The 19,918-nt window shown below is 31.5% G+C and carries 25 protein-coding genes and 1 other RNA gene; 3 read left to right on the top strand and 23 right to left on the bottom strand.

Going from position 1 to position 19,918, the window contains the following annotated elements; translation table 11 throughout:
• Window positions 1-43 precede the first annotated feature (43 nt).
• From LQ694_RS08160 to LQ694_RS08085, 16 genes are all read right to left on the bottom strand, one after another.
• Complete coding sequence (locus LQ694_RS08160; protein ID WP_239771979.1) at window positions 44-490, bottom strand: GNAT family N-acetyltransferase; 447 nt, start codon at window positions 488-490, stop codon at window positions 44-46.
• An 11-nt stretch (window positions 491-501) separates the two neighbouring features.
• Entirely contained in the window at window positions 502-921 is a 420-nt protein-coding gene (fosB, locus tag LQ694_RS08155; protein ID WP_239771977.1) for a FosB/FosD family fosfomycin resistance bacillithiol transferase, read from the bottom strand.
• Window positions 922-1,108: 187 nt separating this feature from the next.
• Window positions 1,109-1,261: an Rv0909 family putative TA system antitoxin gene (locus tag LQ694_RS08150; protein WP_218696805.1), complete on the bottom strand. Its 153-nt coding sequence runs from the start codon at window positions 1,259-1,261 to the stop codon at window positions 1,109-1,111.
• A 193-nt stretch (window positions 1,262-1,454) separates the two neighbouring features.
• Window positions 1,455-2,102 carry a hypothetical protein gene (locus LQ694_RS08145; protein WP_218697485.1) on the bottom strand — a complete coding sequence of 216 codons (648 nt, stop codon included), beginning with the start codon at window positions 2,100-2,102 and terminating at the stop codon, window positions 1,455-1,457.
• A 322-nt stretch (window positions 2,103-2,424) separates the two neighbouring features.
• Window positions 2,425-2,784 carry a hypothetical protein gene (locus tag LQ694_RS08140; RefSeq protein ID WP_218696806.1) on the bottom strand — a complete coding sequence of 120 codons (360 nt, stop codon included), beginning with the start codon at window positions 2,782-2,784 and terminating at the stop codon, window positions 2,425-2,427.
• Window positions 2,785-2,798: 14 nt separating this feature from the next.
• Window positions 2,799-3,266: a hypothetical protein gene (locus LQ694_RS08135; protein WP_218696807.1), complete on the bottom strand. Its 468-nt coding sequence runs from the start codon at window positions 3,264-3,266 to the stop codon at window positions 2,799-2,801.
• Between the two features lie 69 nt (window positions 3,267-3,335).
• Window positions 3,336-3,761 (bottom strand): hypothetical protein, encoded by a 426-nt coding sequence (locus LQ694_RS08130; protein WP_218696808.1) that lies wholly within the window; start codon window positions 3,759-3,761, stop codon window positions 3,336-3,338.
• Entirely contained in the window at window positions 3,754-4,374 is a 621-nt protein-coding gene (locus LQ694_RS08125) for a hypothetical protein (RefSeq protein ID WP_218696809.1), read from the bottom strand. The genes LQ694_RS08130 and LQ694_RS08125 overlap by 8 nt, the downstream gene beginning before the upstream one ends.
• Window positions 4,375-4,528: 154 nt before the next feature.
• Window positions 4,529-4,711 carry a hypothetical protein gene (locus LQ694_RS08120; protein ID WP_025906366.1) on the bottom strand — a complete coding sequence of 61 codons (183 nt, stop codon included), beginning with the start codon at window positions 4,709-4,711 and terminating at the stop codon, window positions 4,529-4,531.
• 3 nt (window positions 4,712-4,714) lie between these two features.
• A complete protein-coding gene (locus tag LQ694_RS08115) occupies window positions 4,715-5,209 on the bottom strand; it encodes an acetolactate synthase small subunit (protein WP_239771975.1) in 495 nt (164 codons plus the stop codon).
• A gap of 32 nt (window positions 5,210-5,241) precedes the next feature.
• Window positions 5,242-5,514 (bottom strand): hypothetical protein, encoded by a 273-nt coding sequence (locus tag LQ694_RS08110; protein ID WP_218696811.1) that lies wholly within the window; start codon window positions 5,512-5,514, stop codon window positions 5,242-5,244.
• A gap of 320 nt (window positions 5,515-5,834) precedes the next feature.
• On the bottom strand, window positions 5,835-8,420 hold the full coding sequence (locus LQ694_RS08105; RefSeq protein WP_239771972.1) for a phage NrS-1 polymerase family protein: 2,586 nt from the start codon (window positions 8,418-8,420) through the stop codon (window positions 5,835-5,837).
• A gap of 48 nt (window positions 8,421-8,468) precedes the next feature.
• Complete coding sequence (locus LQ694_RS08100; RefSeq protein WP_218696813.1) at window positions 8,469-8,660, bottom strand: hypothetical protein; 192 nt, start codon at window positions 8,658-8,660, stop codon at window positions 8,469-8,471.
• Entirely contained in the window at window positions 8,661-8,945 is a 285-nt protein-coding gene (locus LQ694_RS08095) for a type II toxin-antitoxin system toxin TscT (protein WP_218696814.1), read from the bottom strand.
• Between the two features lies 1 nt (window position 8,946).
• The gene (locus LQ694_RS08090) at window positions 8,947-9,342 is read right to left on the bottom strand and encodes a pathogenicity island protein (RefSeq protein WP_218696815.1); all 396 of its coding nucleotides are present in this window, start codon (window positions 9,340-9,342) and stop codon (window positions 8,947-8,949) included.
• 12 nt (window positions 9,343-9,354) lie between these two features.
• Window positions 9,355-9,567 (bottom strand): helix-turn-helix transcriptional regulator, encoded by a 213-nt coding sequence (locus LQ694_RS08085; protein WP_218696816.1) that lies wholly within the window; start codon window positions 9,565-9,567, stop codon window positions 9,355-9,357.
• A gap of 205 nt (window positions 9,568-9,772) precedes the next feature.
• Here LQ694_RS08085 and LQ694_RS08080 point away from each other — a divergent pair, with 205 nt between their 5' ends.
• Genes LQ694_RS08080 through LQ694_RS08070 form a run of 3 tightly spaced genes read left to right on the top strand, consistent with a single transcriptional unit; the run spans window position 9,773 to window position 12,199 of the window.
• A complete protein-coding gene (locus LQ694_RS08080) occupies window positions 9,773-10,429 on the top strand; it encodes a helix-turn-helix domain-containing protein (protein WP_218696817.1) in 657 nt (218 codons plus the stop codon).
• A 14-nt stretch (window positions 10,430-10,443) separates the two neighbouring features.
• A complete protein-coding gene (locus LQ694_RS08075) occupies window positions 10,444-11,550 on the top strand; it encodes a tyrosine-type recombinase/integrase (RefSeq protein WP_218696818.1) in 1,107 nt (368 codons plus the stop codon).
• A gap of 10 nt (window positions 11,551-11,560) precedes the next feature.
• Window positions 11,561-12,199 (top strand): hypothetical protein, encoded by a 639-nt coding sequence (locus LQ694_RS08070; protein WP_070657679.1) that lies wholly within the window; start codon window positions 11,561-11,563, stop codon window positions 12,197-12,199.
• 95 nt (window positions 12,200-12,294) lie between these two features.
• Here the strand turns inward: LQ694_RS08070 and ssrA are convergent.
• The 7 genes from ssrA to eno form a co-directional block, all read right to left on the bottom strand.
• Window positions 12,295-12,651, bottom strand: a transfer-messenger RNA (tmRNA) gene (gene ssrA, locus LQ694_RS08065).
• Window positions 12,652-12,730: 79 nt separating this feature from the next.
• The gene (gene smpB / locus LQ694_RS08060) at window positions 12,731-13,198 is read right to left on the bottom strand and encodes an SsrA-binding protein SmpB (protein WP_037560253.1); all 468 of its coding nucleotides are present in this window, start codon (window positions 13,196-13,198) and stop codon (window positions 12,731-12,733) included.
• 10 nt (window positions 13,199-13,208) lie between these two features.
• The gene (rnr, locus tag LQ694_RS08055; protein WP_218696887.1) at window positions 13,209-15,557 is read right to left on the bottom strand and encodes a ribonuclease R; all 2,349 of its coding nucleotides are present in this window, start codon (window positions 15,555-15,557) and stop codon (window positions 13,209-13,211) included.
• Window positions 15,558-15,590: 33 nt separating this feature from the next.
• Window positions 15,591-16,331, bottom strand: coding sequence for an alpha/beta hydrolase (locus LQ694_RS08050; RefSeq protein ID WP_058612153.1), 741 nt, complete (start codon window positions 16,329-16,331; stop codon window positions 15,591-15,593).
• Between the two features lie 89 nt (window positions 16,332-16,420).
• Window positions 16,421-16,654: a preprotein translocase subunit SecG gene (secG, locus tag LQ694_RS08045; RefSeq protein ID WP_025906376.1), complete on the bottom strand. Its 234-nt coding sequence runs from the start codon at window positions 16,652-16,654 to the stop codon at window positions 16,421-16,423.
• Between the two features lie 69 nt (window positions 16,655-16,723).
• Window positions 16,724-18,067, bottom strand: coding sequence for a 3-phosphoshikimate 1-carboxyvinyltransferase (aroA, locus tag LQ694_RS08040; RefSeq protein WP_096791119.1), 1,344 nt, complete (start codon window positions 18,065-18,067; stop codon window positions 16,724-16,726).
• A gap of 525 nt (window positions 18,068-18,592) precedes the next feature.
• Complete coding sequence (gene eno, locus LQ694_RS08035) at window positions 18,593-19,897, bottom strand: surface-displayed alpha-enolase (protein WP_049319748.1); 1,305 nt, start codon at window positions 19,895-19,897, stop codon at window positions 18,593-18,595.
• Window positions 19,898-19,918: the final 21 nt, after the last annotated feature.

Here is a 19,918-nt window from a genome sequence, read left to right as displayed (position 1 = left end):
TACAATTGAATTAAATCGGGAGAAGTAACCAAATCTGAAATGGTTATAGTATATTTTTTAAAAATCCATAAGACTTACATTCAAAGCCATTAGATATATAAAACTTATGTGCATTTTCTCTATCTGATCTAATTCCACTATTCAATGTCATTGATTTACAGTTTAACTTATCAGCCAATCTTTCGGATTCTTTTAACAATAATGAACCCGACCCATTATTTCTAAAATTTGAATTGATAACAAAAGCCAATATACGCATGTATTCTCCACTGTTTTCATAGAACATCATCTTACACAAACCACTAAAACCAATAATTTTCTCATCTTCAAACAGTAATACCATATAATAATCTTTGTGATTATAAATCTTGGTTAATCGATGAATAAGTTCTTTACGTGTCGTTGGATACCCCAACTCATTAAATAATTGCAATAAATCATCGATTTGGTTAAAGTCTTTTTCTTCAAATAATCTTGTATATATTGTCATAATGCACCTACTTATTTGTAAAATACCATATGTGGTTTCGTATCTTTATAATAATTCATTCTATTTTCTAGTGTGCCAGTGTGTAACTCTAACTTATGTCCGTCAGGATCAATAAAGTAAATTGATTTTTTATCTCTTACATCTCTAGTACGTCCTTCTAATATATTCACGTTATTTATCTTGAGCCATCGATACCAACTATTATATTCGCTTTCATCTATAGTAAACGCAGTATGTGTGTATGAATATTGAATTTCATTTCGAGGAATGTCTTTTTCTTCATTTAATGCCACCCATAAACCTCCAATATCAAAATATGCAGTTGTTTCCCCACTTAGTAATAAGTCACCGCATAAAATGTCTTTATAAAAATATATAGATTCATTTAAATTACTAACGGAATAACATATATGATTGATAGATCTTATCATAATAATCCTCCTGAATTTTAGAATATTGAATTAGTTGATTATTAAATTTACGACATACTTGAACTCCTATTAAATAATATAACTTAAAGACACCCACAACCTAGTTTCCGAGTATATAGGGTTCTAAAATTTTATATATTAAGAACGACTTATACACATATACAAATTTACATCACAAAATTTTGTATTATTTCTTTAATTTATCCATACCTTTATCAATATACTTTGAATAGTCTTTACCACTTTTCTTTTTATACATATCGTTTGCTTTGTGTAATCCTTTTTCAAGTTGACCGTTTTTAACTAATTTATTAAAAGTGTTTTTAATTTTATTTTTCACAGGTATCTCCTCATGTTTTCTATAAGATTATATCAGTTCGAAATATACCCTATTACACATAAGAATAAACAATTGTGATTAGTATCTCAAATTATAATATATGTCACTCAAAATTCTAACATCTATAGAAATTTTTCTTTGTTAACATTATCACTCCTTATAAGAAAACCTCACGTAGTGTGAGGTAGGTTAGTTATTGTCCGTATTGTTGTTCGTAGTATTCTATTGCTTCTAGCACTTCTTCTTCGTCAGGACCTTCATATGTTCCATTTAAAATTTGTTGTTTCAATTGCATTTCTCCAGATGATAACCCAGTTCCTGTATTATTTCTCCAATCTTGTCCTTCTTGAATGTATGAATTATCACTAGGTATATCTTGTTGTTCTTGTGCCTCTGGGCTTACGCAACCACCTACAGTACAGAATGAGCCGTCTGGTTTGTAGTAACCCATTGCATCTCCTCCACCTTGTGCTTGAACATATTCATTACCTTCATTATCAACTAGACCATTTACATCTTCGCCATTTTTAAATTTTTGAGCCATTTCTTCTTTTGTTGGCGCTTGTTCTTGTGTAGTTTGTTCTGTTGAGTTCACTTCTTCGGTAGTCTGTTGTTCATTAGTTGTTACTTCTTCAGTAGATTGTTCTTCTGTTTTTGGTTCAGATTTTTTAGCAGACTCTTTTTTAGTTTTATCTTTGTCTGATTCTTTCTTTGGTTTATCTTTCTTAACTTCTTTTTTCGTTTCTTTAGTGTCATCCTTAGATGAACTTTCTTCTATTTTCTCTCCACACGCTGATAAAACTAATAAACTTGCGAATAATAAAACTAATAACTTTTTCATTCCACATTCCCCTTTAAATTTTTCAATAAAATATCAATTCTTATATATAATAATAAACCATTGTAAATAATTTTAAAGTGCTAAATTTAGTTTTCGCAAGTTTATATTATTATTAGTTTAAATACATAGCACATTTGTTCCCTGTACTTTTTGAATTGAACACATTCCAAGATTTCAGTTTTAGGATTTTGGTTGTAAAAGTGAATTGGTTGATTAATTCTGATTTCTTTAATGAACGTAGTTAAGAAAATTACCCCTTTAAATTTTATTTTTGATAATCGCTCTACTTTAATATATAACCACAATTGATTACTTTGTCACCTTATTCTAATTGAACTAATTTCTTATCATGTTCTATAAACATGTCAATTACATTACTAATTCTTTTGTACAAAGTTTCACCAGATATTTTCATCGTTTTAAAAATATATTTGTTAGTTTTATTTTCTAATTTTAGAATAATTATCCAATAGTCTTTTAAATCCTCAATCAGTTCGATATGTTCATCAATATAGCTGACTTTTTGTTTCATCTTTTTTAATTCATTTCCTTTATCCAGAGTTATCATATTAAGGAATGAATTACCTTGTACTTGTTTAGATAACAATTCATCTTGCTTAATTGTTTCTTTCATCCAGCTATAATCATTAATCATTTGAAATATTTCATGATGTTCATACATAATAACTCTCCTATCTATACAGTTTGTGCTAATCCCAGCTTAGTAGATCTATTATAATTCAAATTACATGAAACTAATTCCCCATTTTTCACACATACAACTTCCCATAAAGCATTACGAATAGCCTTAAACTGTGCTTTATTCATAGAACTTTTATCCCCAGTTATTTGTGCATTTATAAGCATGTATTGGTATTTAGTTGGAACTTTGTTTAATGCCATTTGTAAGTCTTTGCAATGCATATATGCCTCAATTTTAAGTCTTTCTAGCCTTTCTTTTCTTTCTATAATACTAATTGTTAAATCTTCAATTCTATATGATCCAATTCTTAATTGTCCGATCGTTTCATCTACATATGTTGTCGGCATCGTTAATGTGTACATATCATTTATTTCATCTTCAATTTCATTAATCAATTTTTGATAATAATATGGATTATATTTAGTAAATAACATATTATTTGAAATAAAACACTCCTTCATATTAAACACCATCTCTCATTTAATATTTTAAAATTATAGCACCCACATTTGTAGGTGCTATATTTGAATCTATACCTTTTTAATATCAGACCATGTTATCAAATCTTTTTCTTCTAAATATTCTACAACTTCAAACACTTCAACATCGTAATCCACATTTAATAATAGATTTCCTTTAAAATACGTTCCACCTAATGTAACTGAAAATTTTTCTATACCAGTAAATTGATTACGTCCACCACCTATTAATTTTCCAGCGATACTATTTTTGGCTGCTTCTTCAACTCTCTTTAACACCTCTTGTTCATCAATTTCATGAATAGGGTAATAATAATTCAAATTAAAACAAATATCAGATGTCTCTTTATTTATATATTTATTTGCTTCATCAAAAGCCCGTTGACCATATTCTGAAATAGGAAATACTCTACATTTATAAGTTGTTCTTATTTGTTTACGTTCTTTTTCTGCTTTTATTTTTTCGAATTTATTCATTATTTTTCCCCTCTCCAAATATAACTTTTCCAGTTGGTTTTTTAATACGCTGTGCTGCAAGATAAAAGGATAATTCAGGTTCTAACCAGACAGATTCATCCCAGTCTTTAGGAGCAAATTTAATAAAGAACTTTTTGCCATCTAATATTTCAGGAATATACTGAACGTATAAAACATTATTTGAAACCTTGTTTAATTCATTTTTCTTGTTTACCAATTCTTGATTTAACGTGTTAATTTTTTCTTTTATATTTTTTATATCATCTAATAATTCTGTTTTATACTCTTTTGCATACCTTAATTCTTTTTCATAATTTTCTCTTACTGTTTCCTTCAGCTCATCAGGTATTTCAACATATGCATATTCTTTAACTCGTATAATCTTTTCTAATTCAGATTTTCTTTTTATAAGTTGATCATATTCATCTGACTCTGGACTTTCCAATCTTTCTTCAACTAATTTTAATTCTTCGTATGGAGTTAAAGCAGTTATTAAATCAGTTTCCTGTTTAAATAATAATTCCATCACTTTATTAGTTTGAGTAAAAAATTCTGTTTCTTTATAAACCTTTTCGTCTTCTTTTTTCGTTCTTTTAAAAATATTGATATTCATATTATTACTCCCTTTTCTTTTTAATTTTTTTGTTAAACAATTATATATCCCCCCTAACGTATAGTTTTTATACCTATTTCTTGCCACAGAACACCCAATCACCGTTTTCCGAGAGAAAATTCTGACCCGTTTTGTGAAGGCGGGGGGATAAATTTTATTTTTTATTTTTAGAAAATTCTTTTATAATTTGTTTCACTTGTTCATAATCTTCCAAGGTTTTTGTTCTTTTTTTTATCACATGAGTTAGATATTTCGAACTAACATTATTTATATCTGTTGGAATACTTTTTAATATGTTGTGAGCAATCGTATATTGATAAGTTCGATACTTAGCCATAATTCACACCAAAATATAAGTATTAGATTTGTGATGTCTTATTGGTCTTACATATAATTCATGATCATATCTATCTATGTTCAACATACGATTTTTATTTCTATATTTCACCCAGCATGTACTATCTTCTAGAAGTTTATTCAACTCATTGATAAGGTAACCTATTATAATATCATCACCTCGAAGTTGTATTGTCATGTTGCCTACACTGTTATAGTTTGTCTTAATGTTGTAACCTCTTAACCACATGAATGTAGACTCCATATTTAAACGTGCTTGCAGCTTAGCCTGTCCTACTTTCGAAATACACCAATCACATGTGATGAAGTCAACCTCTAGATACTTATACTTCCCTTGTGTCATTGTGATGTGTACCATAGGTTTGTTGGTACGTTTTAAGACGTTATACTCTACATCATTTATCTTATGCTTCACTAGGCTAAATACCTTAGTGTTTGGTGATGTGTTACTACTATAGTTATGCGTTGATTGTGTCATTGTTATTATCCCCCTTAAGTGTTATCTATCTTTTATCCAATAATAGTCGGTGAAGTGAATTCTTTCTTTTTATCGTCATACTTATATACTTGTCTGTTGTCTATAACTCTGATGTTACCTATATCGTCTGAAACACAATAACGAGCTGTACCATCATTTAAAAGTGCTATACACACAATAGGTGCATATGTCGTTCTAGATATACTACCTAAATATCTAGCATATAAATTTGAAGGTGCGGGCATGATCTGTACAAAACTTCCTTCATCCATATTGTTATTAATTAAATTTGTATTTGTATTCATCTTTAATCCCTCCATTTTTTCATAAAGGTACACACTTTCATTTTGCATTGTGTACTGCGTACACAGTGAGTGTGTACCGTTCTATCCTTACTGCCACGTGCTTTTAAGTGCTATGGTACACAGAGTACACACTAATTTTTAAAAGGTATATATACTATATTGTTATCATGTGAATTCAAGTAACTTTTATACATATATATCATTTATAAAAAACTGTGTACTTTGTGTACTATTTTCTATAAACATTGATATGACGCTACTTATACGGTACACAATTTTGATTTTTTACTGTGTACCTGTTGTGTACTTTGTGTACCTTTTTACGATTCATCATAATATTCATTGTGTGACCGACTAAAATCAAAACCTAATTCTTTAATAATATTTTCATTGATTGCGTAGACCATATACCTTTGCTTTTTGTACTTAACCTGTTTTTGAAGTCTGTCACCATTGTTTATTAAATAATTACGACTATCCCATTCTTTAACGGTTGATGTTAATTCATGTCCTAGTATATTTTTTAGCGTTTCACTTTGAATACCTAACATTGATTTTTTATAAATTCCTTTGAGTTCACCTTTACAATAGTTGTCGTAATCATCACCGATAATATTATTTGTATTAGCTTGCATGTACTCTAATACATCAATTAATAGCTGCTTAGGTTTATCTATACTTTTATTATTTTCTTTCATGCTCTCATATGCTATATTCACTATTTTGTATGGATCGTGTTCAAAGTATTCGATATCGTTTAATATTTCGCCTGCAGTTTGCAATAAAGCAAAGGCACGTCCTAAACGTTGCATAACTTCATTATCTTGTGCTTTTTCAACAAATAGTTTTTCATGACTTCTAAATATTTTTTTATAATTATCTTTATATTTGTTATATTGTTCAATAAATGCCAAACCTAATTGACCATAATTATTTTCTATACCGTCATATATAACTCTTAAATTCACATCTTCATTAAACGGATTTTCTTGTAACGTAATCACTCTAGCACTTATGCCTGCTTTTTCTTGACCATACTCAACGATTGATGTTTCCCCCGTTGAAATTAAAATATTTTGCCATGTCTTTTCTACATCGATACTGTGGATATTCCCACGTCCTTTAGATCGTCCACCACTAAATTGATATACAATATCTGCTAACTGATAATGAGGTGCTTTTCTTGTATCGTCATAAATCAATGGAAAACTATTCATGATTCCAGCTTTACGCTCTAAATTTACTTTTGTTGTATTCCATTCACTAATAAGGTTTTTGGTACCCCATACGCTACTAGCAACCTTTATTGCAGTTGTCTTGCCTGTACTGGTCTTACTTGCCATATCCACTATAAAAGGCTCTACATTAAAATCATGTAGTAGTATCGAGCCTAATGAAGCATATACAAACATCATAGCCATTGGACTGTTCCTGATCTCATTGAAAACAGTATTTGAATATTCTTTTAAAGTACCTTTAGTTTTAAAGGCTTCAGCAAGTCTTTTATAACCTTCTTCATGTATGATAAGTTCCACATCATTATTAATTAAAGGGTGTATAAAATGACCTTTAACATGTCCTAGCCTACTGACAGTTTTATTAGTTGGTAGATTATTTAATCTCATATACATACTGATGAATTGCACTAATTCAGAACGATTATTTGAATCTACATCTAAACCTTTACTTGCTAAATTTATAATGTTTTTAGCATCTGCGATTTCTAACGCCTGCACAGGAAATTTAGTCACTTCATTTGATTTTAAATAACTCATTTCATAACTCACAATTAAACTTTCAATATCTTTAAAACATTTAGAAATGAAAGGTGGCGTAGATGTTATAAGGATTGGTACAATTTGCTTATCATCACCACGTCCTTTTTCTACCATTTTGTATAGCCAACTATTTTCACCAATTTTATAGTTATCTGGTATTTTTCTGCTTTCTTCTTCATTCAATATGATGTCAAAATCGGCGTTAGCACTTTTATATTTTGGATCATATACATTTTTACAATCAGCTATTGCTTTTTCTATACTCATTTGACCGTACGTTTTAGCACCTCTTAACTCGTCCCACTTCTCACGCATTAAGTCTGATGTTCTAAATATTCTATCCATCTGAAAAGCGTTATTTTGTGTGTAAAAAGCCAAATCATTTAGTAATGATAAATCAGCCTGTGATTGTGACTCGAATAAATCTTGCCACCCACCACTCATTAATTTACTTAATCTTTCAGCACCTTTACTTCTGGCCATTAATTGTATTACTTCGTTATCATCAAGATTAGCTGGTGTTATATCATAATTTATGACGTCATTAGTAATGACCTCACGTTTAAAATATCGTTCTACTAATGAATTGATATATGATTGATCGCTTGAAATTTCTCTTGTGATACCGTCATTCACGCCAGTAAAAGTCATGAATCTACCACGATCATAAATTTCTATACTCTCAATTTCGTTTTTATTACCAGATTCATCTGGCAACTTACCTTTAAAATAAGCATGTACACCTGTTCCAGATGGTGATACTTCCCACCATGTCTTTTCCATTACTTCTTTAGCGATATCCGTCAATGGCTCGTATGTTTCACTATCTATGTGGACGTTATCCAAATCTACTACGGTATAATCATCGTCTTTAGTTAGGACGAAGCCCACGCCATCATATTTATCGTATTCATCGAGTTCTTGAATAGACTTATCAAAATTAGACCATGTGTGTGATTTAACTGATGATGCTTTTAATCCAATTAATTGATATGGCACTTTTCCATATTCATCTTTATCTTTTAATTTTTCTGCCCTCCACATAACCCATTGTTCTAGGTGAGCCATTTCTGTTGGTACATTCTCGGTATTTACTTTTAAAATCTTTTCCTTTGTTGTGATTGCCACTATGACACCACCTCACTTCTATGTTAAAATTAGAATACATATAAATTTTTAATTATTTGTTGCCTTTTGTTGATTGCCGTCAACATTAGGCTTTTTTAATTCTTGAACAGTTATATACAGATAAAAAAGCATAGAACCGAAAAGAATGGCGAAGTATATCGCATCAAGTGTGTTTACTCCTTTAACAATCAGTAGCATTCCACTAATAATTATGAACAACATTAGAAAAAATTCTCTCATTTACTCCACCTCTTTCAGCTTATTTATTTCTGAATCTAACTCTGCGATTAAATCATCCATTTCCTTTTTGTAAGTCTGTAGTAAAGTAACTGATTGATTAAGTTTGATACGTTGCTCTAAATAACCACACCCATGTTTCATAACATCAGCTTTTGTTTTTAGTTCTTCAACTTCGAAGTAATCTTCTAATAACCAATAATTCGATTGAATTAAATCTTCCATTTTATTTTGTAGCACGTCCATATGACATTTTAAGTTTTTAATTTCCCACAAGTTATTATTCATTTTATTCAGCCTCCATCTCAATATTTCCAGCTATTCGATCTAATGCCCACTCAAGTATTCCAATCATCTGATCTTTGCGATTCGTTTCGTGCCTTACTTCACCGTTTATGTTAACCACACTACACTCATATAATTCTTTTTTATCTTTTAATACGTTTTTAAATGACACTGTCACATCATCTAATATTTTAAATTCTTCACTCTCACAATCTAATTCACATAAAATGTTTAATAATTTCTCTCTAAAAAGTCTTATTGCATTCTCTATAACCTGTGTTTCATTTAGTCCGGTTTCTGTAATAATGTTATAGCTTAGTGTAATATCCTCACTATGATTAATTACTTTATCGATATTTTTTAATACTTTTGATAATTGTTTTCTTTGTTTAGTTTTCATATTTAAGCCCTCCTATGACCCAATTTTAATTTCATTACTAAATAATTCATCTAGTGTCATACCATATAACTCTGATAAAATCTTGCCTTCTTCGATAGTAAACCCAGCTTTGCCCGATTCCTTCAACTGAAATCTCTGTGGAGATATCCCTAATTTTTTTGCAACAAATGCTTGTGATTGTTTTGCTTCATTTCTAACAATGTAAATATTCCAATTCTTTGTCATGTCAATTCCTCCTTCTTATTTTTTTATTAACTAAACCTTTTATGATTCAAAAGTGTATAAATTCAATTCATTTGAATCATTAAAGTCACTATAACAGATTCCAAAAAATTAAGCAAGTTTTGATTTATATTTAATTCATTTGATTCATATTAAAACTAATGCATTTGATTCGTTTAAATGTTACTATGTATACGAGGTGAAAATAATGTGTAAATTAAACCAAGAAGAAATAATTAATTTAGGCAAGTTTTTGAAAAAGTTAAGGAATAACAAAAAGAAAACAACAAGAGAAGTAGCTGAATTTATGTCATATTCACAAGGTCATATAAGTGGTATTGAGAATGGTAAAAGAGGCACTCCTTCCGAAACATATATTGAAGATGTAATTACATTTTTATCCGATACGTTCGAAGAATATAATTTTAATGTCGATCAATTAAAAGAAGTTACTAATAACAAAATTCAGCTGTTAAAAACTAATGTAAATGAGAAAAGTAAAAATAATTCTATGCTTGGCAGTTTTACTGATAATGGCGAAGCACCTAATATTATGTATATGGAGAACAATTTAGGTTTAAAAGAAAACACTTATTTTAGCATTCCAATTAATGATTTAAATTTTCATTTAAACGATATATCTAATTCCAAATATTATCGCAAACTAAAACTTACAGACATAGATAGAAAACATATAAATGACTATATAAACAACTACCTTATAAATAAAATTCGTATACAATTAGAAAATGTTCAAAGTTTATATAAGCAAAACCTTTTAGATGAAAAGACACATTCTAAATATTCTAAGGAACTTAAAGAGTTAATTAAAAAACTAGAAAATCCTAATGACCTTAAATATTAAAGAGGTGATACTTATTGAATCACGATTTAAAAATTTCACACAACATATATAAAGATGCTAAACGTGGTACTTACTACTTCCGTATCAAATACTATGATGAAACAAATACACGACAAGAAATAAGGCGAAGTGGCTTTTCGCAGCGTAAAGAGGCAGTTAAGAAGTGCAATGAACTATTAGATGAATTAGAGGGAATAGGCAATATTGACACGTTGCCATTTGATGAATTGGTACAAGAATATGCTGATTGGTATTCAGCAAGACGTAAGCAGTCTAGCTATAAGGCACTAATGACACACGTTAATAATCATCTACTACCACACTTCAAGAAAACAGACGTATATCAACTTGATACAAAAGCAATAATGAAATTTCAAAACAAGAAATTAAAAGAGGGACACTCTGGGGAATATTTAAAGAAAATGCATGTATTTCTTGTATCTATTCTTAACCATGCTATGAAGTATCACGGTCTAAAACAAAATGTAGCATCTCTTGTAGGTAATTTTGAGATAGAATCAAACAAACGATTGAACTATTGGACTGTTGAACAATTTAATGAGTTTGTGGAAGTATTACCAACTATTCAACAAAAACTTTTCTTTAAACTGTTATTTTATAGTGGGGCTAGAAAAGGCGAAATAAGGGCTATTACATGGCGTGATATTAACTTTAGTGATAACTATATCCACATAGATAAAACGGACTATCACGGCACTGTAACAACGCCTAAAACTAAAGCAGCGATACGTGATATTTATTTGCCACAACATGCCATGGACGACTTAACAGAATATCAGTCATGGTATAAGAACAATAATATTTATAAAGATGATTATGTATTATTTGGAACGTTCTTTAAGTCATTCAGTGAATCTACCATTGATAGATGGTTTACAACTGCACTTAAAGTACTAGATGACAACTTACCAGAAGAGCAAACATTCCCACGTATTGTTATCCATGAATTAAGGCATAGCCACGCATCACATTTAATTAATCATGGTGCTAATATAATGATAATAGCCCAGAGATTAGGACATGCTGATACAACTGAAGTAATGAATAGATACGGGCATTTATACCCAAGTACACAAAAAGAAATAGTGAAATATTTATGAGGTGAACTAGATGTTTGAAACCGGAAATACTATAATACAAAATTATATACCAACGTCATCATTTACGTGGATTGATTTAATATACTCTATTGGTACTCCACTTGCTACGCTTGGAATCGGTATATTTACTATATACACTACATTTAAGACTTTCAGTCGGACAATGTTAGATAATCTTGATTCAAAATCAGAGTGGAGAAAGACATTATTTTTAATAGCTGGAAAAGAAGAAATAAAAATTGGTGATGTACATCAATTACGTGCAGCTTTAAGATATACAGAAAAAGAGAATCCACAAACTTATTTTGATCGTATGAACGTCATAATGATTAAATATTGCAAGTATCTAATATTCGAATTCAATAAAAGTCAAAATATTTCTCGTTTAACTTTAAATAGTCAGGAATCTATAAGATTATTTGCTAGGTATTTATTAAAAGACCATTGGGAAAAGAATCAAAATAAAAAATTCATTTTCAAAAATAAAGATAATGAATTAAAATTATGTATTTTTACACTAGAAGAATTTAATATATTAAATAAATTCGTTGATTTAGGCAGTAACTGTAAAGAAGAAATTTATATAAAATTAAATGATGAATTAGATAAAAGATTAAAACCTTATCAAAGTAGTAACTCAACACCCTAAAATAAAGGGTGTTTTTTTATGTACTGGGGCAATACTGGGGCAATACTGGGGCAACTAAAATAAAAAGCCCATAACCACAAGGGTTATAGGCTATACAATGGAGACGGCGGGAGTTGAACCCGCGTCCAGAGATCCTGATACAAATGTTTCTACGTGTGTAGTCTAGTCGTTAAGGTTTCGCGTTGTCTCAGGGGACTGACACCCGAAGACAATGCTAGCTTGATTAATCTCTTCTCGTCAGACTTCAAACGGCAGTGACGAGCGTATCCTACTTAAGTTGAATCACGTTAACGGCACATAGGCGATGCGGTTAGGTGATGCAGAGTGCTATTACGCAGCTACTGCTAAATTATCTTGTTTGCCAGTTATTATAACTGTTGTGTTGATGACGAAGACAACCCTCCGACACGCTTCATAAGCTCGGGGACCCCTGTCGAATCCGTAACGTCCCCTCAATAAGAAATATACTTCCTTTTAACAGAAGTATATTTAATCTTAACAATTTTTGATTGATTTTTCAATACAAATTACTTAATATCGTTGTTTCATTGCTCTTTCAACGTCACGTTTTGCTTCTTTTGCTTTTAATGCATGTCGCTTATCATAGTCACGTTTACCTTTAGCTACTCCTAAAAGAACTTTGCAGTAACCATTTTTAATGTAGAGTTTAAGTGGGATTAATGCATACCCTTTTTCTCTTGTAATACCAAAGAGTTTATCGATTTCTTTTCTTTTTAAAAGTAATTTACGGTTTCTCAATGGATCATGATTAAATCGGTTACCTTCTTCATATGGCGCGATATGCATGTTATATACATACATTTCTCCATTAAATACACGCGCATATGAATCTTTTAAGTTTGCACTACCTCGGCGAATGGATTTGATTTCAGTACCTTGAAGTACAATACCCGCTTCAACCGTATCTTCTATTGTGTAATCATGGCTTGCTTTACGATTTTGTGCTAATGGTTTACTTTGAACTTTTGGCACATCCATCACCTACTTTCTATTTTTTCTTTCGTCTTGCTTTGTTTTTCACAGCTTTTGCTTTGTAATAAGGCTTTTTATCTTTCTTACCTTGTTTACCTTGATTGCCGCCTTGTTTACCTTTAGCTCTACCTTTTTTATGCTTATTAGGTTTATCTTGTTCTTTAGCTGTACCACGTTTTTTAGCTTTGATTGTTTTTTCTCTTGCTAAACGTTCTCTATTCTTTTCAGCTATTGGCATACCAACAATTTGAAAATCAATCATACGCTCATCAACGTTAACATTAATTACTTTAACTTCGACTTTGTCACCAATTCTAAATACTTTAGCTTGGCGCTCACCTATAATTGCCATATTACGCTCATCAAAGTTGTAGTAGTCATCTGTTAAGTTAGAGATATGAACCATACCTTCAATTGTGTTCTCTAGCTCTACAAACATACCAAAGTTCGCTACTGAACTGATAATACCTGTAAACACTTCTCCAACGTGTTGAATCATATACTCTGACTTCTTCAAGTCATCTGTATCACGTTCAGCGTCAATTGCTCTACGCTCACGTTTAGAAGTATGGTCAGCGATATCTGGCAACATTTCTTCCCAATGTCTAATTTGTTTACTGTTCATAGATTTTTCAATTAAATATTTACGAATTAATCTATGCACGATCAAGTCAGGATATCTTCTGATTGGCGATGTGAAATGTGTATAGTAATCCGCTGACAAACCAAAGTGACCTAAATTATCTTCGCTATATCTAGCTTGTTGCATACTTCTTAACATTAAAGTAGAAATAACCATTTCTTCTTTCTGTCCAGCAACTTCTTCTACAATTTTCTGTAATGTTGCAGGGTGTATGTCTTCACTTGAACCTTTAACAGCAAGTCCAAAGTTTGAAATAAATTCAAAGAATTGGTTTAATCTTTCTGCTTTTGGATTCTCATGGACACGATAGATAAATGGCACTTCGAGTTTACTAAAGTGTTCAGCAATTGTTTCGTTAGCAGATAACATAAAGCTTTCGATTAATCGCTCTGCATCATTTCTTTCTCTGACTTTAATGTCTGTAGGTATACCATCTTCATCTACCAATACTTGTGCTTCTTTAATATCAAAATCAATTTCCCCACGTCTTTTACGTTTAGCGATTAATTGTTTTGATAGTTGTTGTGCTAAATCAAGCATTGGTGTAATTTCTGAATACTTTTCACGAATTTCTTGATTGTCATTTTCAATAATGGCATTTACATCTGAGTAGGTCATTCTATAATCTGAGTGAATAACACTTTCAAAGATATCATGTCTAATGACTTCACCTTGTTGGTCTATTTCCATTCTACAACTCAATGTTAATCTATCTTCATGAGGATTTAATGAACAAATACCATTACTTAATCTATGCGGAATCATAGGGATTACTCTATCGACAAGATATACACTTGTAGCTCTGTCATAAGCTTCTTTGTCTAACTCACTATTTTCTGTTACATAGTAGCTGACATCAGCAATGCTAACTGTAAGTTCTGTTAAACCATTGTCTAAAGCTTTTACAGAGACAGCGTCATCTAAATCTTTCGCATCTGCACCATCTATCGTGATTGTAAGTTCGTCTCTTAAATCTCTTCTACCTTTAATTTCGTCTGGACTAATTTGATCTGGTACATTTTCAGCTTCTTGAATAACATTATCAGGAAATTCAATATTAATACCATGTTGATATATGATAGATAAAATATCGACACCTGGATCATTCTTATGACCTAGAATCGCTTTAACATGACCTTCTGGATTATGCGTACCATCAGCATATTCTGTAATTTCTACTAGTACTTTGTGACCTTCAATTGCACCAAGATTTTTACCTTTAGGAATAAAGATATCTTGTGTAATACGTTTGTCATCTGGTAATACGAAACCGAAATGTTTCGCTTCTGTATAAGTACCAACGACTTGCGTAATATTACGTGTCGTAATTGCTTTAACTCTACCTTCAATCTTACCTTTATGATCTCCACGAGATGGCACAACTTCTACTAATACTTCATCGCCATCCATCGCTTTATTAATCTGATTAGGTGGGATAAAGATGTCTTCTATTGTGTCATCTTCAGGTCTTAAAAAGGCAAATCCTTTTTTGTGCTGACTCAAAGTACCTTTTACAAGGTCTGATTTGTTATTTTTCTTCTTATATCTATCCGTTTTTGTTCTTTCTAGTTGACCCGTCTGTTCTAAATCAACTAGAACTTTAATTAATTCTTTAAATGAATCAGCATTACTAAGTCCCATTACATCTTGAAATTCACTTACTGTCATAGGACTGTATTCTTTATCATTGATGATTTCTTCAACTTCTTCTCTTAGATTCATAGTGGGCCTCCTTTCTCGTTTATATTATGTGTGTTACTCGGACCAATCTAATGATTCTAAGAATTGATATACGTCTTCAAATACTTGTTCTTTTTCTTGTCCGATTGTTATAACATGACCAGATTCTTCATACCATTTAATATTTTTGTCATCAGAAGATGATTCATTATAAATAATATTAGCTGAATCAGGGTTAATCATTTCATCTAGTTTACCTTGTACAACAAACAATGGATCAAATACTTCGTCTACTTGATTTCTCACACCTTGAATTGTTTCTTGTAAATCTTTCAAAGTATTCGTAGGATGAAAATGTTTCATTTCTTCTTCAATTTGTTCAGGTGTTTTGCCTTCATACTTTTTAAATTCTCTAGCATAATCTAATACACCTTCAAACATCGTGCCTTCAGTTTTTATATACATAGGTGAGCACATAGTTACAATACCTTTTACATCTCTGTTTAAACTTAATTTTAAACTAAAGACGCCACCTAATGATAATCCAGCTACTGCTATTTCATTATATCCTTTTTCTTCTAAAAAATCATATGCATCTAAACAGTCTTTAAACCATACATATGGACTTGATTCCAATATCTCTTCTGGTGGTCTACCATGACCTTCATAATGTGGAGCATATGATGTATACCCTTTTTTCTGTAAGTAACGTCCTAATTGTCTAACATCTGATGAATTACCTGTAAATCCATGTAAAAGTAATACTGCTCTTTTTCCTTCTTCAAAAAAGAAAGGTTTAGGTAATTGAATTCTCATGAATGACCATCCTTTAACATAATCTAGTTCTATTGTATCGTTTTTTTACTTGTATATAAATAAAAAAGTCCGACAATACAGTCGGACCACTACATTTTGAAGTAAGTAATTGCTAACATTAATAAGAAAAATAAAATTGCTAAAATAATTGTAACTCTGTGTAAAATTAAATCTATTCCACGTTGTTTTTGTTTTCCAAATAATTGTTCTGCTCCGCCACTAATTGCACCAGATAAACCAGTACTCTTACCTTCTTGAAGTAATACGACGGTAATCAATGCAATACAAACGATGATTAATAAGACGATTAAAAATGTATGCATGGACTCGGTCCTCCTGTCTATTATAACAGTAGCATTATAGCATATTTACAATATGCACTCAAGTTTTCGTTAATGATACTCAACCGATATACCTAACGATGCTAACATTTCAAAATATGTTGGGCAAGTCTTTGATACACATGAAGGATCTAATAATTTAATCCCATCAACTTTAGTACCCATTAGACTTAATGACATTGCAACACGGTGATCATCATAAGTATCTAATGTTGCTGCCTTTACATCACCCGGTGTGATAGTCCAACCATCTTGATGTTCAGTAACTTCAATACCTAATTTTGTTAAACTTTCTGTTAATGCAGTTACACGATTACATTCATGATGACGTATATGTTCTACACCTGTAATTGTAATTGGACCATCAGCAAATACAGCTAAACTACCAATTGTTAAAGCTTGGTCTGAGCAAGCATTCATATCAATTGTTAAGTTCCCTTTTAATTGTTCAGGACCAGAAATCACAACATAATCAGTACCTTTTTCAACAGTTGCACCCATTTTTTCAAGAATATCGACAACTTCTAAATCAGGTTGATAACTTTCCATATTTAAATGATTAATTTTAATCGTAGACTTATTAAGTGCTGCTAATGCCATGAAATAGCATGCTGTTGATAAGTCAGCTTCTAATGGTAGAGTAGCCGCTTCATACTCACCTTGTTCTACTTTCATATGTGTATAATCATCTGATACATCTACATGTATGCCAAATTGTTTCATCATTTCAATTGTAATATCCACATAGGCGCTTTGAACAATCTTAGTCGTAAGTTCAATTTCAGTTAGTTTGTTAAATAAAGGTGCTGCCATTAATAAACCACTTATAAATTGACTTGATTGATTACCAGCAATTGAAACTTTTCCGCCCGTTTCTGGTGCACCTTTGATTGTCACAGGTAACTGACCTTCCTTTTCAAGATACGTTAGTTTAACACCTAATTGTTTTAACGCATCGTGTAAAGTCTTATGAGGTCTACCAGCAAGTTGTTCAGTTGAAGTAATTGTGATTTCACTTTTCTCTTGAGTACCTAAAATACCTGGTAAGAATCGAGCAGTTGTACCAGCAGAACCAATAAATACTTGTTGTTTCTCAGGCAACTCTGAACGATTAATACCCGTAATATGAAGCTCGTCTCCCACAACTTCAACAGTAGCACCTAGTTGTTTAATTGTTTCCATACACCAGTATGTGTCATCACTCTTTAAGTATCCAGATAATTTAGAAGTACCCTTACTAAAACCAGCCAAAATAAAAGCACGATTTGTCACACTCTTACTACCTGGAATCATGACTTCTTTATTGAATGCTTTTTTAATAGGATGAAGAGATAATTGATCCACACCATCTAAACTAGACCAAGGTGATTTTGCACTTTTTAAATTAATCGTCATTATGATCCTCCTATAAAATTCATTGCCTCTATTATAGAACATTTTCAAATAGAATGAAATGATAAAATATTATTGATTTAAAGCGTTAAAGAATTTATTTGGTGATGTGGGAGATGGGAGGTATATAGTGTGTAGATTTAATTGTGAAGTGTAGGAACTATTGGCTTTATCGGTGAGAGGATACGATTTGGAGGATCTCTTGGCTTAAGTCAGGCGTTAAGCCAAGACTTGGGCTATCTCTTGGCTTTATTCAGGAGTTAAGCTTCGACTTGGATGATTTTTAAGTAATCAAAAGTGCTCATTCCTATATAATCATTTTAAATTTTGAAATGATGTGAGTTTACTGCCTCTTTAACTCACATCTTCAGCAACTTTTCCCAACCACTCCAACCTTCCTCTATCCATTTTCTCTATCAAACTATAACCTGCCTTACCTACCAAAATTTCTATTACAACTATAAAAAGCCCAAAAGATGTGACGACATCTTTTGGGCTTTATGTGAACCATTTTATTTATATGCTCAATTATTTTGATAAGTTATAGAAAGCTTTGATTCCTTCAAATTTACCTGTTTCGAATAATTCGTCTTCGATACGTAATAATTGGTTGTATTTAGCAATACGGTCAGTTCTTGATAATGAACCTGTTTTGATTTGGCCAGCGTTAGTTGCAACTGCGATATCAGAGATTGTAGTATCTTCTGTTTCACCTGAACGGTGTGATACAACTGCAGTGTAACCAGCTTTTTGAGCCATTTCAATTGCTTCGAATGTTTCAGTTAATGTACCGATTTGGTTAACTTTGATTAAGATTGAGTTACCGATACCTTTTTCGATACCTTCAGATAATTTTTCAGTGTTTGTTACGAATAAATCGTCACCTACTAATTGTACGCGGTCGCCGATACGGTCAGTAAGAAGTTTCCAGCCGTCCCAGTCATTTTCATCCATACCATCTTCGATAGTGATGATTGGGTATTTGTTTACTAATTCTTCAAGGAAGTCTACTTGTTCTTCAGAAGAACGTTTAGCACCATTTTCACCTTCGAATTTAGCATAATCATATACGCCGTTTTCGTAGAATTCTGATGCTGCACAGTCGAATCCTAAGAATACATCTTTACCTGGTTCTAAACCAACTGCTTTGATTGCTTCTAAAATTGTTTCAACACCGTCTTCAGTACCTTCAAATTTAGGAGCGAAACCACCTTCGTCACCTACTGCAGTTACTAAACCACGAGATTTTAAGATTTTAGCTAAGTTATGGAAGATTTCTGCTCCCCAACGTAAAGCTTCTTTGAATGATTCAGCACCTACTGGTAAAATCATGAACTCTTGGAATGCGATTGGTGCATCTGAGTGAGAGCCACCGTTAACAATGTTCATCATTGGTACTGGTAATTGAACACCGTTGAATCCACCAAGATATTTGTATAATGGTTGACCTAAGAAGTCAGCTGCAGCACGAGCTACTGCGATAGAAACACCTAAGATAGCATTAGCACCTAATTTAGCTTTGTTTGGTGTACCGTCTAAAGCGATCATTAATTTGTCGATAGAAACTTGTTCTAATACTGAGAATTCACCTTCAATGATTTCAGGTGCAATGATTTCGTTAACGTTTTCTACAGCTTTAAGAACACCTTTACCTAAGTAACGTTCTTTGTCTCCGTCACGTAATTCTACTGCTTCATATTCACCTGTTGAAGCACCTGATGGTACTAAAGCTCTACCAAAAGCACCGCTTTCAGTTAATACTTCTACTTCTACTGTTGGATTACCACGAGAGTCTAATACTTCGCGTGCATAAATATCTGTAATAATTGGCATAATTAAAACTCCTTTATAAAT

The sequence above is a fragment of the Mammaliicoccus sp. P-M58 genome (assembly GCF_022386165.1).
GTDB lineage: Bacteria > Bacillota > Bacilli > Staphylococcales > Staphylococcaceae > Mammaliicoccus > Mammaliicoccus sciuri.
This window is presented reverse-complemented; position numbering and strand designations above follow the sequence as displayed.

Excerpts from the sequence above, each read along its gene's own strand:
- LQ694_RS08070 (WP_070657679.1), top strand. The coding sequence starts at position 11,561 with ATGTTTGAAACCGGAAATACTATAATACAAAATTATATACCAACGTCA.
- LQ694_RS08135 (WP_218696807.1), bottom strand. The coding sequence starts at position 3,266 with ATGAAGGAGTGTTTTATTTCAAATAATATGTTATTTACTAAATATAAT.
- LQ694_RS08095 (WP_218696814.1), bottom strand. The coding sequence starts at position 8,945 with ATGAATAATAACTTGTGGGAAATTAAAAACTTAAAATGTCATATGGAC.
- smpB (WP_037560253.1), bottom strand. The coding sequence starts at position 13,198 with ATGGATGTGCCAAAAGTTCAAAGTAAACCATTAGCACAAAATCGTAAA.
- aroA (WP_096791119.1), bottom strand. The coding sequence starts at position 18,067 with ATGACGATTAATTTAAAAAGTGCAAAATCACCTTGGTCTAGTTTAGAT.
- LQ694_RS08115 (WP_239771975.1), bottom strand. The coding sequence starts at position 5,209 with ATGACACAATCAACGCATAACTATAGTAGTAACACATCACCAAACACT.
- eno (WP_049319748.1), bottom strand. The coding sequence starts at position 19,897 with ATGCCAATTATTACAGATATTTATGCACGCGAAGTATTAGACTCTCGT.
- LQ694_RS08090 (WP_218696815.1), bottom strand. The coding sequence starts at position 9,342 with ATGAAAACTAAACAAAGAAAACAATTATCAAAAGTATTAAAAAATATC.
- LQ694_RS08100 (WP_218696813.1), bottom strand. The coding sequence starts at position 8,660 with ATGAGAGAATTTTTTCTAATGTTGTTCATAATTATTAGTGGAATGCTA.
- LQ694_RS08080 (WP_218696817.1), top strand. The coding sequence starts at position 9,773 with ATGTGTAAATTAAACCAAGAAGAAATAATTAATTTAGGCAAGTTTTTG.
- LQ694_RS08110 (WP_218696811.1), bottom strand. The coding sequence starts at position 5,514 with ATGAATACAAATACAAATTTAATTAATAACAATATGGATGAAGGAAGT.
- LQ694_RS08130 (WP_218696808.1), bottom strand. The coding sequence starts at position 3,761 with ATGAATAAATTCGAAAAAATAAAAGCAGAAAAAGAACGTAAACAAATA.
- LQ694_RS08050 (WP_058612153.1), bottom strand. The coding sequence starts at position 16,331 with ATGAGAATTCAATTACCTAAACCTTTCTTTTTTGAAGAAGGAAAAAGA.
- LQ694_RS08125 (WP_218696809.1), bottom strand. The coding sequence starts at position 4,374 with ATGAATATCAATATTTTTAAAAGAACGAAAAAAGAAGACGAAAAGGTT.
- fosB (WP_239771977.1), bottom strand. The coding sequence starts at position 921 with ATGATAAGATCTATCAATCATATATGTTATTCCGTTAGTAATTTAAAT.
- LQ694_RS08160 (WP_239771979.1), bottom strand. The coding sequence starts at position 490 with ATGACAATATATACAAGATTATTTGAAGAAAAAGACTTTAACCAAATC.
- rnr (WP_218696887.1), bottom strand. The coding sequence starts at position 15,557 with ATGAATCTAAGAGAAGAAGTTGAAGAAATCATCAATGATAAAGAATAC.
- LQ694_RS08145 (WP_218697485.1), bottom strand. The coding sequence starts at position 2,102 with ATGAAAAAGTTATTAGTTTTATTATTCGCAAGTTTATTAGTTTTATCA.
- LQ694_RS08140 (WP_218696806.1), bottom strand. The coding sequence starts at position 2,784 with ATGTATGAACATCATGAAATATTTCAAATGATTAATGATTATAGCTGG.
- LQ694_RS08085 (WP_218696816.1), bottom strand. The coding sequence starts at position 9,567 with ATGACAAAGAATTGGAATATTTACATTGTTAGAAATGAAGCAAAACAA.
- LQ694_RS08120 (WP_025906366.1), bottom strand. The coding sequence starts at position 4,711 with ATGGCTAAGTATCGAACTTATCAATATACGATTGCTCACAACATATTA.
- secG (WP_025906376.1), bottom strand. The coding sequence starts at position 16,654 with ATGCATACATTTTTAATCGTCTTATTAATCATCGTTTGTATTGCATTG.